This is a genomic window from uncultured Roseibium sp., assembly GCF_947496995.1.
In the GTDB taxonomy this organism is placed as follows: Bacteria; Pseudomonadota; Alphaproteobacteria; order Rhizobiales; family Stappiaceae; genus Roseibium.
The window spans coordinates 374,658-387,491 of the sequence record NZ_CANMFD010000003.1 but is presented as its reverse complement, the minus strand read 5'-3'; the positions used below and the strand labels follow the sequence as shown (position 1 = coordinate 387,491).

14 protein-coding genes are annotated in these 12,834 nt (G+C 62.4%); 4 read left to right on the top strand and 10 right to left on the bottom strand.

Annotation, left to right across the window (positions count from 1 at the left end):
• Window positions 1-13: 13 nt before the first annotated feature.
• Window positions 14-1,048, bottom strand: coding sequence for an AraC family transcriptional regulator (locus tag Q1B40_RS14625; RefSeq protein WP_299816542.1), 1,035 nt, complete (start codon window positions 1,046-1,048; stop codon window positions 14-16).
• Window positions 1,049-1,192: 144 nt separating this feature from the next.
• Here Q1B40_RS14625 and Q1B40_RS14620 point away from each other — a divergent pair, with 144 nt between their 5' ends.
• On the top strand, window positions 1,193-2,314 hold the full coding sequence (locus Q1B40_RS14620; protein ID WP_299816001.1) for an alpha/beta fold hydrolase: 1,122 nt from the start codon (window positions 1,193-1,195) through the stop codon (window positions 2,312-2,314).
• Window positions 2,315-2,431: 117 nt separating this feature from the next.
• Here Q1B40_RS14620 and Q1B40_RS14615 read toward each other — a convergent pair whose 3' ends face one another.
• From Q1B40_RS14615 to Q1B40_RS14600, 4 genes are all read right to left on the bottom strand, one after another.
• On the bottom strand, window positions 2,432-2,944 hold the full coding sequence (locus Q1B40_RS14615; protein ID WP_299815999.1) for a hypothetical protein: 513 nt from the start codon (window positions 2,942-2,944) through the stop codon (window positions 2,432-2,434).
• Window positions 2,945-3,174: 230 nt separating this feature from the next.
• Window positions 3,175-4,716: a tripartite tricarboxylate transporter permease gene (locus Q1B40_RS14610; RefSeq protein WP_299815997.1), complete on the bottom strand. Its 1,542-nt coding sequence runs from the start codon at window positions 4,714-4,716 to the stop codon at window positions 3,175-3,177.
• Between the two features lie 12 nt (window positions 4,717-4,728).
• The gene (locus Q1B40_RS14605) at window positions 4,729-5,160 is read right to left on the bottom strand and encodes a tripartite tricarboxylate transporter TctB family protein (RefSeq protein WP_299815995.1); all 432 of its coding nucleotides are present in this window, start codon (window positions 5,158-5,160) and stop codon (window positions 4,729-4,731) included.
• A gap of 263 nt (window positions 5,161-5,423) precedes the next feature.
• Entirely contained in the window at window positions 5,424-6,413 is a 990-nt protein-coding gene (locus Q1B40_RS14600; protein WP_299815993.1) for a tripartite tricarboxylate transporter substrate binding protein, read from the bottom strand.
• 188 nt (window positions 6,414-6,601) lie between these two features.
• On the opposite strand from Q1B40_RS14600, the gene Q1B40_RS14595 reads away from it, so the two are divergent.
• Genes Q1B40_RS14595 through Q1B40_RS14585 form a run of 3 tightly spaced genes read left to right on the top strand, consistent with a single transcriptional unit; the run spans window position 6,602 to window position 9,733 of the window.
• A complete protein-coding gene (locus tag Q1B40_RS14595) occupies window positions 6,602-7,273 on the top strand; it encodes a response regulator transcription factor (protein WP_299815991.1) in 672 nt (223 codons plus the stop codon).
• 19 nt (window positions 7,274-7,292) lie between these two features.
• Complete coding sequence (locus Q1B40_RS14590) at window positions 7,293-8,663, top strand: sensor histidine kinase (protein ID WP_299815989.1); 1,371 nt, start codon at window positions 7,293-7,295, stop codon at window positions 8,661-8,663.
• Window positions 8,660-9,733, top strand: coding sequence for an ABC transporter substrate-binding protein (locus Q1B40_RS14585; RefSeq protein ID WP_299815987.1), 1,074 nt, complete (start codon window positions 8,660-8,662; stop codon window positions 9,731-9,733). Before Q1B40_RS14590 ends, Q1B40_RS14585 begins: the two co-directional genes overlap by 4 nt.
• Window positions 9,734-9,748: 15 nt before the next feature.
• Here the strand turns inward: Q1B40_RS14585 and Q1B40_RS14580 are convergent, their stop codons facing one another.
• The 5 genes from Q1B40_RS14580 to Q1B40_RS14560 are packed head-to-tail and all read right to left on the bottom strand — an operon-like array spanning window position 9,749 to window position 12,780.
• Window positions 9,749-10,876 (bottom strand): energy transducer TonB, encoded by a 1,128-nt coding sequence (locus Q1B40_RS14580; RefSeq protein ID WP_299815985.1) that lies wholly within the window; start codon window positions 10,874-10,876, stop codon window positions 9,749-9,751.
• Complete coding sequence (locus Q1B40_RS14575; RefSeq protein WP_299815983.1) at window positions 10,873-11,274, bottom strand: biopolymer transporter ExbD; 402 nt, start codon at window positions 11,272-11,274, stop codon at window positions 10,873-10,875. The genes Q1B40_RS14580 and Q1B40_RS14575 overlap by 4 nt, the downstream gene beginning before the upstream one ends.
• Window positions 11,271-11,657, bottom strand: coding sequence for a biopolymer transporter ExbD (locus tag Q1B40_RS14570; RefSeq protein ID WP_299815981.1), 387 nt, complete (start codon window positions 11,655-11,657; stop codon window positions 11,271-11,273). Before Q1B40_RS14570 ends, Q1B40_RS14575 begins: the two co-directional genes overlap by 4 nt.
• On the bottom strand, window positions 11,647-12,330 hold the full coding sequence (locus Q1B40_RS14565; RefSeq protein ID WP_299815979.1) for a MotA/TolQ/ExbB proton channel family protein: 684 nt from the start codon (window positions 12,328-12,330) through the stop codon (window positions 11,647-11,649). The genes Q1B40_RS14570 and Q1B40_RS14565 overlap by 11 nt, the downstream gene beginning before the upstream one ends.
• 9 nt (window positions 12,331-12,339) lie before the next feature.
• Entirely contained in the window at window positions 12,340-12,780 is a 441-nt protein-coding gene (locus tag Q1B40_RS14560) for a hypothetical protein (RefSeq protein ID WP_299815977.1), read from the bottom strand.
• Between the last annotated feature and the right edge of the window lie 54 nt (window positions 12,781-12,834).

Below are 12,834 nucleotides of genomic sequence, written 5' to 3'. Positions count from 1 at the left end.
TCAGACTTCAGTGTCAGGTCGCGGCTGCATCCGATGCCCGAGCCGACTTCCGCCAGGCGTCCGGGCTCTGGCCGGTGACGCGCTGGAACTCCTTGTTGAAGTTGGATTTGGTCGCAAAACCGGCCTCATACATGGCGGCCGTGATGGTGGTGTCTTCCTCGGTCAGTATCCGGCAGACTTCGCCGATCCGGAAATCATTCACGTAACGGGAGACGTTCCCGCCGGTGGTGCGGTTGATCGCGCCGGAGACCTGCCGGGCGGGCAGTCCGGCGCGTCGTGCCAGCCGCGAAAGGTTCAGGTTTTCGTCCCTGAAAAGCTTTGCCTCCCGCATCAGGGCGTCGACGCGCTCGAGGATGTCGGCATCTTCAGCGGTGGAGACGGTCTGGGGTGAGGGGCGCGCGCTTCGGGATCCTGTCTGGTCTTCCTGTCCGGTCTGGCTGCGGGCGGCCACGGAAGCTGCAAGTCCGATCAGCAGCAATGTGAACAGATTGGCGTTGCTGACGAGGATTGCGGCGTTCTCTCCGCTGGTCCACTGGAAGTCCAGCAGGATCAGGATATCGAACAAGGCGGACAGGAAGAGGCAGGCGGCCGCCAGGATCATCGCCCGGTAGGCGGATCCAGCGCTTTCCAGCCGCGCCAGATCGAGACCGTCCGGACCGGCGTGGGCAAGCTTCAGGAGCGCCAGGGCGTATCCGATAAAAAGAGCGACGATCGCAATGTCGATCAGCAACGGCTGAACAAGAAACAGGACGACAACGGCAAGGGCTGCGAGTGGCGCCGCAGCGAGCCGGATGCGGCTTGTTTGCGCTTCATCCGCCAGACCCCGAAAGCACTCGTAGATAAGCGGGGGAAGTGCGACTGCCAGGACAGGAAGGACAAAGCGCAGCTCGGCGATGCCATAGCCCCAGCGCAGGCCGATGACGATGGATTGAATAGCGCACAGGCCGATCAGCATCAGGAAGGGCTTTGTCGACAAGGCACCTCTGCTGCGCAGCAGATAGGCGAACAGAAACCACAGCAGCAGGGCGAAGACGAAAGGCAGAGGCACGAATATCAAGACGATGGACCTGAAGCGCTGGTGAGCGGCGCGTCCTCGATCGCGTTCCAGGATGACTGGAACGCGATTCAGGACGCCCTTTGTGGAACCGTTAGCAAAACTGTCCGCAGTTCACCACCACTTGCAGGAGATGTCATGAAAGCCAAAGTCATTTTAGGGTCGTTGATCCTGGCCGCCGGACTGGCCACCCAGTCCAATGCCGGAAACGAGGCGCCGAAAAAGTCCCCCAACGGGGTAGAGCAAGAACACGCCAAGGGCGTCGGTGTCAGGCAGATCAGCATAGCGTCGCCGGCGCGCGGCGGGGATCTTGATGTCACGGTCTGGTATCCGGCAGATGCCCCCGGCGAGGTCGTTGCGGTCGGTGCGGACAGGATTTTCGAGGGCACGGAAGCCTTCGCGGATGCGCCGCTCAGGCCGGGCAGCTATCCGCTCATCGTCTTCTCGCACGGGTCGGGCGCATCGATCCACAAGATGAGCTGGGTGGCAACGAGGCTCGCCGAGAAGGGGTTCGTCGTCGCCGGTCCAAATCACCCCGGCACGACCAGCGGGGATTCCACACCTGAGGACACGCCGAAACTCTGGGAGCGCACCGACGACCTGTCGAACGTGATCTCGGCGTTGCTGGCCGATCCCGCCTGGGGCAAGGTGATTGCGGCGGACAGGATAGGTGTTCTCGGGTTCTCTCTCGGGGGCGCGGCGGCGCTGGAACTTGCCGGTGCCCGTGCGGATCTCGAAGCCTATGCCCGCTATTGCGAGACCTATCCGGACATGGCGGATTGCGTGTGGTTCGCCGGCGGCAGGGGCTACAGGAATCGGGAAGCCATCGATGTCGACGTATTGGACTTGCGCTCGGTCGACAAGGAACGGTTCGAGCAGTCCAATCTCGACCCGCGTGTCAGAGCCACCGTACTCGTCGATCCGTCTCTCGCCCTGGCATATGACGAGGCAAGCTTCGCCGGTATCCGCAGTTCCCTGCATGTCATCAACCTGGGCAATCCGGACACAGTGCCGGTTTCGGTCAAGGCTGACGGACTTGCCGGTCTTGCGCCTGATGCGACCCATACTTTCATAGAGGACGCCGTGCATTTCAGCTTCCTGCCGGTTTGCGCGGAAGGGGCAGCCGAATTCATGAAATCCATCGGCGAGACGGATGAGCTGTGTTCCGACGGCAACCATCGTTTGCGCGCCGATATCCACGCGGAGCTGAACCGGAACATCGCGGAAGCCTTTGACCGGATGCGGAGCCCGCGCGACTGACGTGTCCGGCAGTCTTCGCCAGACCGCAGGAATGTAAAACAGTATTCACGGGATGAGACACCCGCCCGCCTCTTGGGCGGGCGGGTGTCTCGATTGAGAGCAGGTTGTTCGCGGTGATCAGGCGCTCTGTTGACGCTCGATCAGTTTGAGAACCGCGACCAGAACGATGCCATAGAGCACGTGGCCGACCAGCGCGACCCAGGTAATGCCGCTGAAGTTCAGGAAGAACGGCAGGCCGGCAACCGTCGTGATGCCACCGATGGCAAAGACCCACAGACCGAAGCCGTAGATTGCGGAGGGCAGCAGCCAGTGGGTATTGCCGATCACGCGCTGCCAGAGCGGTGCGAACACGAACAGCCAGCCGATGGGATAGCCGATCAGGCCGACGACATAGAAGTGGACGAAATAGCCGGCAAAATCACTGGCGGGCAGACCCAGGCTGCCGAGCAGGCTGCGGGCCAGACCATGCGGGGACAGCGTGGCGAAGCCGAGTGCGGGACTGAGGATCTGTCCCCACAGGTCAAAGGCAATGGTGGCAAAGAAACCGGAAATGAACATCAGGCCAAGCGTGCTGAAATTGACAGCCGGAACGCTGCGCGCCAGACGGGCTTCGGAAGGGATCGTAGTCATGACGGCGTCACCTCTTCAGGGAGTGAATACTGTAGCTGCCGATACGTGGGGCCGATCGCGATCACTTTGAAATAAAATTGAAGGCGGCGCGGGTGACGATCCTGTGAGAAAGAGGTGAGCGGTCAAGCTGGAAAGGCGTCTGTCCCCGGGCCGCGCCTGGCTGTGATCTGAACAAAAAAAGCCCGCCAGTCGGCATTGACTGGCGGGCGCTTCGATCCGGGTCGAAGTCTTTAATCGATCGTCGAGCCTTCTTCGTCCTTCGCCATGTGACGCATGCGGGCTTTCACGACCTTGCCGAAGATGATCGGCAGCAGGAAGCCGATGACTGCGAGGGTCCACAGACCGATCGAGAGCGGGCTGTCGATCAGTGCGAACCAGTCGCCGTTGTCGATGGTGATCGCGCGGCGGAGATTGTTCTCCATGGCGTTGCCGAGCAGGGTTCCCAGAATGATCGGCACCAGCGGCACGTCGAGCTTGCGCAACACCCAGCCCAGGACGCCGAAGCCGACCATCACCAGAAGGTCGAAGGACGATCCGGAGATCCCGTAGATCCCGACGAAGCTGACCATCGCCACAATGGGCATCAGGATGCGCGGCGGGATCAGCAGGACGCGGGTGAACAGGCCGATCATCGGAATGTTCATCAGGAGCAGCATGACGTTGGCGATGAAGAGGGCCGCGATCAGGCCCCAGACGACGTCCGGCTGTTGTGTGAAGAGCAGCGGGCCGGGGGTGATGTTGAGGGCCAGAAGAACGGCCAGCAGGACGGCCGTGGTGCCGGAACCGGGAACGCCGAGGGCGAGCATCGGAACCAGGGCACCGCCTGCAGCTGCGTTGTTCCCTGCTTCGGGCGCCGCGACGCCGCGCGGATCGCCGGTGCCGAAGGTGCCTTCCTTGTCCACCAGCTTCTTTTCGAACGTATAGGCAATGAACGAGCCCAGCGAGGCGCCCGCGCCGGGCAGAACGCCGGCGAGGAAGCCGAGGAAGCTCGAGCGCAGCATGGTCGGGGTGCAGGACTTGAGCAGGGACCAGCTCGGCATCAGGCGGCCGACGGTGACCTTGTGGCCGCTGGCGTCGGCGTTGCCGTGCCGGTGTTCCAGAAACAGGAAGACCTCGGACAGGGCGAAGAGGCCGACAATCGCCACCAGGAAGTCGATGCCGTCATAAAGATGCACTTCGCCGAAGGTGAAGCGCGGCACGCCTGTCTGGGTATCGACGCCCACGGTGGCAAGACCGATGCCGAGCGCGGCTGCAAAAGCGGTCTTGGCCTGATTGGTGGAGGCAACGCCCCCGAGGGTCGCAAAGGCCAGGGTGAAGAGAGCGAAATACTCCGCCGGGCCGAACAGCAGGGCGATCTTGACGAGCTGCGGTGCCAGCAGGATCAGCCCCCATGTCGCCAGAAACGCGCCGACGAAGGAGGCGATGCCGGAGAGCGACAGGGCCTCGCCCGCGCGGCCCTTCTTGGCCATCGGATAACCGTCGAGGCAGGTCATCATCGCCGGTTCGTCACCGGGGATGTTCAGGAGGATCGACGAAATGCGGCCACCATACATGGCGCCGTAATAGACCGAGGTCAGAAGGATCAGCGACGGGGTGGCACCGAGCCCGAGCGTGAAGGCCAGGGGGATCAGGATGGCAACGCCGTTGGAAGGGCCGAGGCCGGGCAGGGCGCCCATCATGGTGCCGAGAAAACAGCCGAGAAGGGCCAGTAGCAGGTTCTGCCAGGTGAGGGCGATCACGAAGCCGTCGGCCAGAGAAGAGAGGGTTTCCATGGGAGCGCTCCGTTAAAAGCCGAGAGGGCCACGGGCCAGCGAGAGGCCGAGGACAAGGTGGAAGACCGCATAGATGCCGAGCGATGTCAGGCATCCGGAGACGACCGAGGAGAGCGGTCTGGTGCCGAGACGCCAGGTCAGGTAGGTGGCGGCGAGTGCGGTGGCGATGACGAAGCCGAGCTCCGGAAGCAGGATCGCGTAGAGGACCATCACCAGGATAGCGGCGCCGACCTCCATCAGACGCGGCAGCGCGGGCCAGTGCGGCGCGGTGTCGGGCTTGAAGAAGATCACCAGGGACGACAGGCCCAGGACCGCCGCGATGATCAGGGGAAAAGCTTTCGGGCCGACGGCGTCGGAGAGAAAGCTTTCTTCGATGATAAGTGCGGCCCAGGCATATCCCAGCGCGAGGATCAGCCCGACCGCGCCAAAAATGCGGTCGCTCATTGTTACTTTCCTAACGGCGGTCCCAGCCGGGGTACGGCAGACGCCTGAAACCATTTCATCTTCATTTATGAGTTTACGCCCTAGGCACTTCGACGGTGCCCTTGAAAAAGCCGGCAAGCAACACTGCCATCTTCTTGAGAAGCCAGGCCACGGGCCCGGCTCAAAGCAGGGATGGTGCATTAAAATACGCGGATGGCTCTTGCCGGGAATGGAGCGGGGGCACACGACATGCGCCCCCGCCCGAGAGACCGATGGGGCAGCTGTTATTTAATGATGCCGATCTCTTTGGAAATTTTCTGGATCTGGGCGACAGAGTTCGCGACGAACTTCTGGAATTCCTCGCCCTGCAGATCGAGCGGCGCCAGGCCGTTGGCGGCCATCACGCCTTTCCATTCTTCGCTGGCGTAAAGATCGCCGATCATGCCGACCCAGGCATTATAGGCATCGTCCGACATGTTGCCCGGTGCATAGAAACCGCGCCAGTTTGCGCCGATGGCGTCGATGCCCTGTTCTTTCGCGGTCGGGAAGACCTCGAATTCACCGGGAAGACGCTCGGGAGCCAGAACCGCGATCACCTTGATGTCGCCGCTGTCGACGAAACCCTTGGCTTCGGAGATATCGCCGGTGAAGGCTTGAACCGAACCGGCGAGAAGCTGGGTTACCGCTTCGCCGCCGCCATCGAAGGCGATGTACTTCACGGAGCGCACGTCATCGATGCCGTAGGCGTTGGCCGCGATCAGCACTTTCAGGTGGTCCCAGCCGCCGACGGCGGAGCCGCCTGCAACGGACACCGAGCTCGGATCATTCTTGATCTGGTCGAGCAGCTCGGGCAGCGTATTGACCGGGCTGTCGGCGGCAACGGCGATCACACCGTAGTCCGCACCCACGGCAGCAAGCCAGCGGACCTGGTCCATGGTGTTGCCCGGGTAGGCGCCCTGTGCCAGACGGGTTGCGGTTGCCGCAGAGGCCGCCACGATGAGATCGTTGTCGTCATCGCGCTTGTTGACGACTTCGGCGAAGGCGACACCACCGCCGCCACCGGCCAGGTTGACAACCTGTACCGTGCTGTCGAGCAGTTTCTGGTCCTGCAGGGACTTGCCGACCTGACGGCAGGTGAAGTCCCAGCCGCCGCCCGGATTAGCCGGTGCGATACATTCCGGATTTTCCGGTTTGAAATCGGCTGCGGATACGCCGAATGCAGACGCGCCAAGAAAGGCCGCCGCCAGAAGAAGGCGGGTCGATTTGAATGCCATGATGTGTTTCCTCCACATGAGCCAGGCTTTTGGGTTGCCCTTGATATCCGCGAGACCGCACAAGCGGGTCCTCCCCGCGGATGTGGAGCGAGCCTAGCGCCGAACCCTGTCACCAACCTGTCATGGTGCAGGATTGCTTGCATGGGGCGGAAAGCCGGGGCATGACAGAACGGGGGAGGACTTTATCCGTGCGTCTTTTGCTCGTTGAAGACACATTCGACATGGCGGAAGCGATCATGATTCGGCTTGAAAGGTCGGGCGTCGCCTGCGACCTGGCCAAAACGCTGGAACAGGCAAGGGCCTGTGTTGAAGTGCAGCGTTATGACGTGATCGTTCTTGACATCAATCTGCCGGACGGGCTCGGAACGGAGCTCCTGAAGGAGATGCGGGCGGCCGGCGACCGCACGCCGGTGCTGATGCTGACGGCGGAATTTTCCGTCGACGACCGGGTCTCGTCGCTGAACTCCGGTGCCGACGACTATCTCGTCAAGCCATTCGATCACAGGGAACTGGAAGCGCGCATCCGGGCGCTCTATCGCAGGGAACAGAATGACAAGGCGGAGGAGCTAACGCTCGGCAATCTGACCTTCAACGCCTCGGCCCGGGTCGTCAGGCAGGACGACAGTCCGATCGACCTGACCCGCCGGGAGTTCTCGCTCCTGGAAATCCTGGTCCGAAACCGGGGCAAGACGGTCAGCAAGGAACGTTTGTTCGATGGTGTCTTCAGCTTTCAGGACACGGATGTCGGCATGAATGCGCTGGAGCTTTATATTGCCAGGTTGCGCAAGAAACTTGCCGGCTGCTCGGTCAAGATCGAAACCCAGAGAGGACTTGGCTACAAGCTGGATGCCGATGCCTGAGCTGATGCGCAGACTGGAAATGACGTCGCTTACCGCACGCGTTGCCCTCGGTGTGGCGGTGCTGCTGGTCATCGGCGGCGTCATCGTTTCCATCGCGGCCTTTGCCTATGGACGTGAAGCGGCCCGCAGCGCCTTTGACCGGTTGCTGCTCGGTGCTGCCAGCGATATCGCCTCGGCAATAACCGTTCAGGATGGAAAACCGGTGATCGAGCTTCCCGTCTCGGCGTTCGAGCTTCTGGCATTCGCGCCCGACGATCGGATCGGCTACCGCATAATCGGACCCGACGGCACGACGCTCACCGGCTATGAGGAGATCGCGCTGCCGGAAAACCGCCGCGATCTGCGGGACGGCTATTTCGACGGGGCATTTTTCGGCGAACCGGGGCGCTATGCCATCGTCTCCCGCCGCTTTGCCGAGCGCACGCTCAACGGCACGATCAGGGTCATCGTCGGACAGACGATGCTGGCGCGCAATTCGATGGCCTATGACATCACGCGCAAGGCGCTCTACGTGCTGGCCGTCTCCGGCCTGGCGATGATCCTGCTCGCGGTGGTGGTCGTACGCTCCGTGCTGACACCATTGGAAAGGATCGCCGGCAGCCTGTCGGCGCGCGATCCCCATGACCTCACCCCCATGGATACCGCTGTTCCCCGGGAAACCGCCGTCATGATCAACGCGCTGAACGGTTTCATGGCGCGGCTCGACCGGCAGATGAACTCGATGCGTCATCTGATCTCCGACACGGCGCACCAGCTCAGGACACCTGTCGCGGCGCTGCGGGCGCAGGCGGATCTTTTTTCCGATGAGGTCGATCTTTCCCGCAAGGAGAAGATCGTCGAACGGATACAGACCCGCTCGGCCGGGCTTGGTCGGCTACTCGACCAGATGCTGAGCCAGGCGCTGGTCATTCATCGCGGCGACAGTGCGCGCAGGGAGCGGGTGGACCTGCGCGACATTGCGCTGGACGTCTTCGAGGAAGGCGACCATGCGGTGCTCAATCCTGAGATGGATGTGGTTCTCGATATCGGGGAGAACCCCGTGGAGGTGCTGGCGGACGCGCCGTCGCTGAAGGAGGCGCTGAAGAACCTTTTGAGCAACGCTCTCAAACACGGCCGGGCTCCGGTCCGGATCGGGGCGTCACTGAATGATGGCAAGGCCGTGATCTGGGTGGAAGACGCGGGGGAGGGGCCGGACCGGCAGACGCTGGACGAACTCGGTTCCAGGTTCAACAGGGGTGGGCTTGCCCGGCAGGCGAGTTCCGGGCTCGGGCTGGCGATCGCCCATTCGGTCGCTGTATCTTTCGACGGCGAACTCGTTCTGGAACCGACGGACCGGGAGCAGTTCCGCGCCGCCTTGCTGTTTGAAGTCGCGCCGGCGAGGACTGCATGATGACGATGACCCCGTCCTTGCGAATTCTTCTGGCCGGAATTCTCGTGCTGCTGAATTGTGGTCCGGCCGCCGCACAGGAAATGGTGGCCGACTTCGGGCCCGAGGACGCCGGGCAAGTCCTTGTGCTGAGATCCACGACCGACATCGCAATCTTCGAACCGGTGGTGGAAACGTTTCTGCAAACGCGTCCGACCGTCCGGTTGCGTTACGAGCAATGGGGCTCCAATGAACTCTACCGGCTGTCGCGGCGCGACTGCCACAGCAATCAGCCGGGCGCGGATATCGTCATCAGCTCGGCTGTTCACCAGATGGTGCAGCTCGTCAACGAAGCTTGTGCGAGCAGTTACCGTTCGCGGCTGACGGAAGAGTTGCCGGGCGCGCTCAGGTGGCGGAACGAGCTGTGGGGCATTACCCGGGAACCTGCGGTCATGGTCTATAACCGCGATCTCGTTCCCCAGGGCGACATTCCGCAGACGCGCTTCGATCTTCTGGATCTGCTGCGGCCTTCGGACACCCGATACGCGGGGCGGGTCGCGACCTATGACATCGAGGAATCCGGTCTCGGCTATCTCTTCGCCTTTGCCGACGCCCAGGAGGCGTCCACCTTTGGCGCGCTGCAGGAATCTTTCGGGCGGACGCGGGCGATTTCCACCTGCTGTTCGGCGGATATCATCCGGGGCGTTGCCGAGGGGCAATATCTGATCGCCTACAATGTGCTCGGCTCCTACGCGCAGGGCTATCAGCAGCAGGACGAGCGGATCGGCATCGTGCTGCCGTCCGATTATACCCTGGTTCTCTCGCGCGCCTTGATGATCCCGAAAGAGGCCCGGCAAAAGCCGCTGGCGGAAGCGTTTCTGGATTTCCTGCTGTCGCCGGAAGGCACCCTTGCGCTCAGGACAGCGCTGCTGATCAGCCCGCTGCTGGAAGCGGAAGACGGCAATGAGGGGGAGAGCCTCAGCTCAACGGCGCTGCGCCCGATAGGCCTGTCACCGGCCCTCATGGTTGCCCTCGACGGCCTGACCCGCGAGACTTTCCTGCGCCGCTGGCGGGCGACGTTTCCGGGGCCTTGAGGGTCTGTACCTACGTCACTTCATCGCCACTGGCAGGGTAAACGTCCAGCTGCTGCGTCCGGCGCCATCGGGGATCGGCGGAAAGGGAGCCGCCCGGCTGACAGCCTTCAAGACCGCCTGATCGAAGGGTTTGGAACCGGAGGAACGGGCCAGGCTGATGGAGCCGACCGAGCCGTTCTTTTTGACCGTGAAACGGACCTGCGCCTCGCTCCTGGCGCGCCTGCCACCCTTTGGCGCGCGCAGGGATCTCAGAATCTTGCGGTGGACCTTGGCGGGGTAATTGGTGACATCGGAATTGCCTGCGGTTTTCGACTTCCCCTTGCGCTGCGATCCGCCTTTCTGGGTGGTTTGGTTCGATTGTCCGCCCGCGCCGCTTTTGGTCGCCTGATCCGCCCGAGGCAGAGGCTTGTCCGGCTTTTTTGTGGCGGATGGCCTGGTCTTGGCCGGTTCAGCCTTGGCAACCTTCTTTGGAGGCTCGGGTTTCGACCGGGGCGCAGGCGCATCGGTTTCGGCTTTCAGGACTTCCTCATTCTCGACTTCGGTCGCTTTCGTCGGCGAGGGAGCCTCGGGAGTTACAGCCTTCACAGGAACTGTTTCTGCTGTGACGGGCTTTGCCGGTTGAACGGGTGATTGTTGGTTCCTGACGCTTTCGACTTCAGCAATTTCGGCTTTTTCGACTTGCTGGACGGCCAGCGGGCTTTCCGGCTGCAGCTCCGGCGTGACCGGTATGGCAAGAGTGGAGGTTGGCGAAACCGGCAGACTTGCGGATGCCGCCGTCTCAACAGGCTGGACTTCCGTTACCGTTTGAACCGTCGTTGTCTTCACCGGCTCGGCCTGCTGCACGGGATCGAGCGGTTCGACCCTGGCAGCCTTGGCGGTCTCCACCGGCTTCGCAGTTACCTTTTCCGGTTCGACAGGCGTTTGAACCTCGTGGTCCTCCACAGGCTCCTGTCTTTCCGACTGGGCAGTCGTGCCGGCGACAAGCGTGTGGAACGGTGACTGGCCGAGCATGGCGTCAAGTGCTTCGCCGGCGCCTTCGATTTCAAGGTCCGGCCGGCTTTGCAGCGTCATTGCCACGGCGATCAGATGAATGGCGAGCGATACGGCAAGGGCGATGAGCAGGGGTTTGCGGAAGGTCTTCATTCCGATTGCGTCCTGGTGACGACGACGACGCGTGCCGCGCCTGCCCGGTAAAGAGCGCCGACATGGCGCAGAAGGTCTTCGGCCTTCAGGCTTTCGTCGGCGGCGAGCCTGACAACCGGATCGGAAGCTTCTTCTGCGGCCACGTGCCGGGACATGTACTCTTCCGCGCTCATCGGCTGCTCGCGGTAATGCAGCGTGCCGTCGACCCGCGCGTAGAGGGCGTCGGGCGGCGGCAAGGGGTCTGCCTTCTCGGCTTGTGAAAGAGTGACTTCCGGATCCTGCGGCGGCGCCAGCCGTCCTGCGACGAGAAAGAAAATCAGCATCAGGAAGACGATATTGATCAGCGAGATCGTCGTCTCCAGCGGCCGTTTCGCCTGTTTGCGCGGAACCTTGATCATTCGTTGCCGGCAACCGTAACGCCAAGCTCCGGAATGGCCTTCAGCCGGCTGACGACCGTCACCAGTTCCTGGGTGGTTGTGTTGCCGCGCACCAGCACAAGGAGGCTGTCGATATCGCGCTCAACCAGCATGCGCGCTTCATCTTCGAGATTTTCGGATCCGATTTCGCTGCCGTTCAGGAGCAGCCTGTCGTCCTGCAGGACCAGCAATGCCTTTGGCGCGGCACCACTGCCGCCTGCACCGGCGGGGGCGCCGATCTCCACCTGGCCGAAGGTGGTGAAGGTGGAAGACAGCATGAAGAACAGCAAAAGGAGGAAGATGACGTCGACAAGCGGCGTCAGGGATATAGGCTTCTGTTTTCTGACCGGCCTGTCAACGCGCATAGGAGAGGTTCTGGCTCCCGAATGATGACGCTTCCTGTGGTTCCGGCAGTTTCTGAAGCAGCAGGGAAGAGGTCAGCGTCTCGACACACACGCGCTCGGACTCAAGCCGTCCTTCAAGCCACGTGACGGCCAGCGATACGGGCATCGCGACGCCAAGTCCGGCAGCGGTCGTCATCAGCGCGACCCAGATACCGCCGGCAAGAGCGGACGGATCGACGTTGCTTCCGGACGATTGCAGGGCCTGAAAGGCTTCGATCATGCCGAGGACCGTGCCGAACAGGCCGATGAGAGGCGCGATCTGTGCGATGGCTTCGAGGGCACGGACGCCTTTCGAGAAATGATGCAGGTCACCTGCCGCCTGGACGCCGATACGCTCCTCGATTTCTGCCTTTTCCTTGCGCATATCGAGAAGGACAAGTGCGGTCGCGACCGCTTTTCCGGCAGCGCTTTTCGGCTGAGCCTGGGTGGCTTTCGCTCTGGCCAACTGCCCGGCCTGCCACTGGCGGATGGTTTTTTCCGCTCTGCTGCTGTCGCCGACGCCGCAGGACAGGAATTCGAAGACCTTGACCAGTATCAGCGCGGTCGCCACCACGGACAGGCCCGCGATGACCGTTACCACCGGGCCGCCGAGTTGAAGGAGCGAGGCGACGTGCTCCATGACTTCAGACACCATGATACGTTCCTATTGGCTGAGGGTGAGGCCGGTACGGCTGGAGAGCTTCAGGGGCGCTGTACAATGCGCCGGAGGCTGATCCGACGGGCAACCGGCCGGGCCGTTGATCAGCAGGTTTCCCGCTTGTGCGCAGCCCAGACCGGGCAGCTCGAATTGTCGTACAACTGTTTTGCCCTGAGGCAGGGCGCCGAAATCGAACACGGACATCTGGCTGATGACGCCTTCGGGCGAGAAGAGAACTAGCTCATAGGCGGCCGCCTCGATACGTTCGCCCGTGCCGTTGCTCATGACGAAGGACAGACGGCAGTTTTCGCCGGTGTCTTCCGCCTTGTTGAGTTCAAGGGAAATTGCCGGCGCTTCGGTCTGTGCCTGAACGGGCGATGTTGCGGTCAACCCGAGGGTCGCCGCGAACAGAGCCTTGAGGACCGGTTTCGATATACGCACTGCCATCGTTGCAAAACTCCAGTGAGCCCGCCGCCCGCGGGGACGGGCGGCGGGGTGGCG

What these genes read in the sequence shown, in the direction of transcription:
- Q1B40_RS14605 (WP_299815995.1), bottom strand. Translation starts at nt 5,160, where the DNA reads ATGAGCGACCGCATTTTTGGCGCGGTCGGGCTGATCCTCGCGCTGGGA.
- Q1B40_RS14585 (WP_299815987.1), top strand. Translation starts at nt 8,660, where the DNA reads ATGATGACGATGACCCCGTCCTTGCGAATTCTTCTGGCCGGAATTCTC.
- Q1B40_RS14620 (WP_299816001.1), top strand. Translation starts at nt 1,193, where the DNA reads ATGAAAGCCAAAGTCATTTTAGGGTCGTTGATCCTGGCCGCCGGACTG.
- Q1B40_RS14565 (WP_299815979.1), bottom strand. Translation starts at nt 12,330, where the DNA reads ATGGTGTCTGAAGTCATGGAGCACGTCGCCTCGCTCCTTCAACTCGGC.
- Q1B40_RS14600 (WP_299815993.1), bottom strand. Translation starts at nt 6,413, where the DNA reads ATGGCATTCAAATCGACCCGCCTTCTTCTGGCGGCGGCCTTTCTTGGC.
- Q1B40_RS14570 (WP_299815981.1), bottom strand. Translation starts at nt 11,657, where the DNA reads ATGCGCGTTGACAGGCCGGTCAGAAAACAGAAGCCTATATCCCTGACG.
- Q1B40_RS14615 (WP_299815999.1), bottom strand. Translation starts at nt 2,944, where the DNA reads ATGACTACGATCCCTTCCGAAGCCCGTCTGGCGCGCAGCGTTCCGGCT.
- Q1B40_RS14560 (WP_299815977.1), bottom strand. Translation starts at nt 12,780, where the DNA reads ATGGCAGTGCGTATATCGAAACCGGTCCTCAAGGCTCTGTTCGCGGCG.
- Q1B40_RS14580 (WP_299815985.1), bottom strand. Translation starts at nt 10,876, where the DNA reads ATGAAGACCTTCCGCAAACCCCTGCTCATCGCCCTTGCCGTATCGCTC.
- Q1B40_RS14590 (WP_299815989.1), top strand. Translation starts at nt 7,293, where the DNA reads ATGACGTCGCTTACCGCACGCGTTGCCCTCGGTGTGGCGGTGCTGCTG.
- Q1B40_RS14575 (WP_299815983.1), bottom strand. Translation starts at nt 11,274, where the DNA reads ATGATCAAGGTTCCGCGCAAACAGGCGAAACGGCCGCTGGAGACGACG.
- Q1B40_RS14610 (WP_299815997.1), bottom strand. Translation starts at nt 4,716, where the DNA reads ATGGAAACCCTCTCTTCTCTGGCCGACGGCTTCGTGATCGCCCTCACC.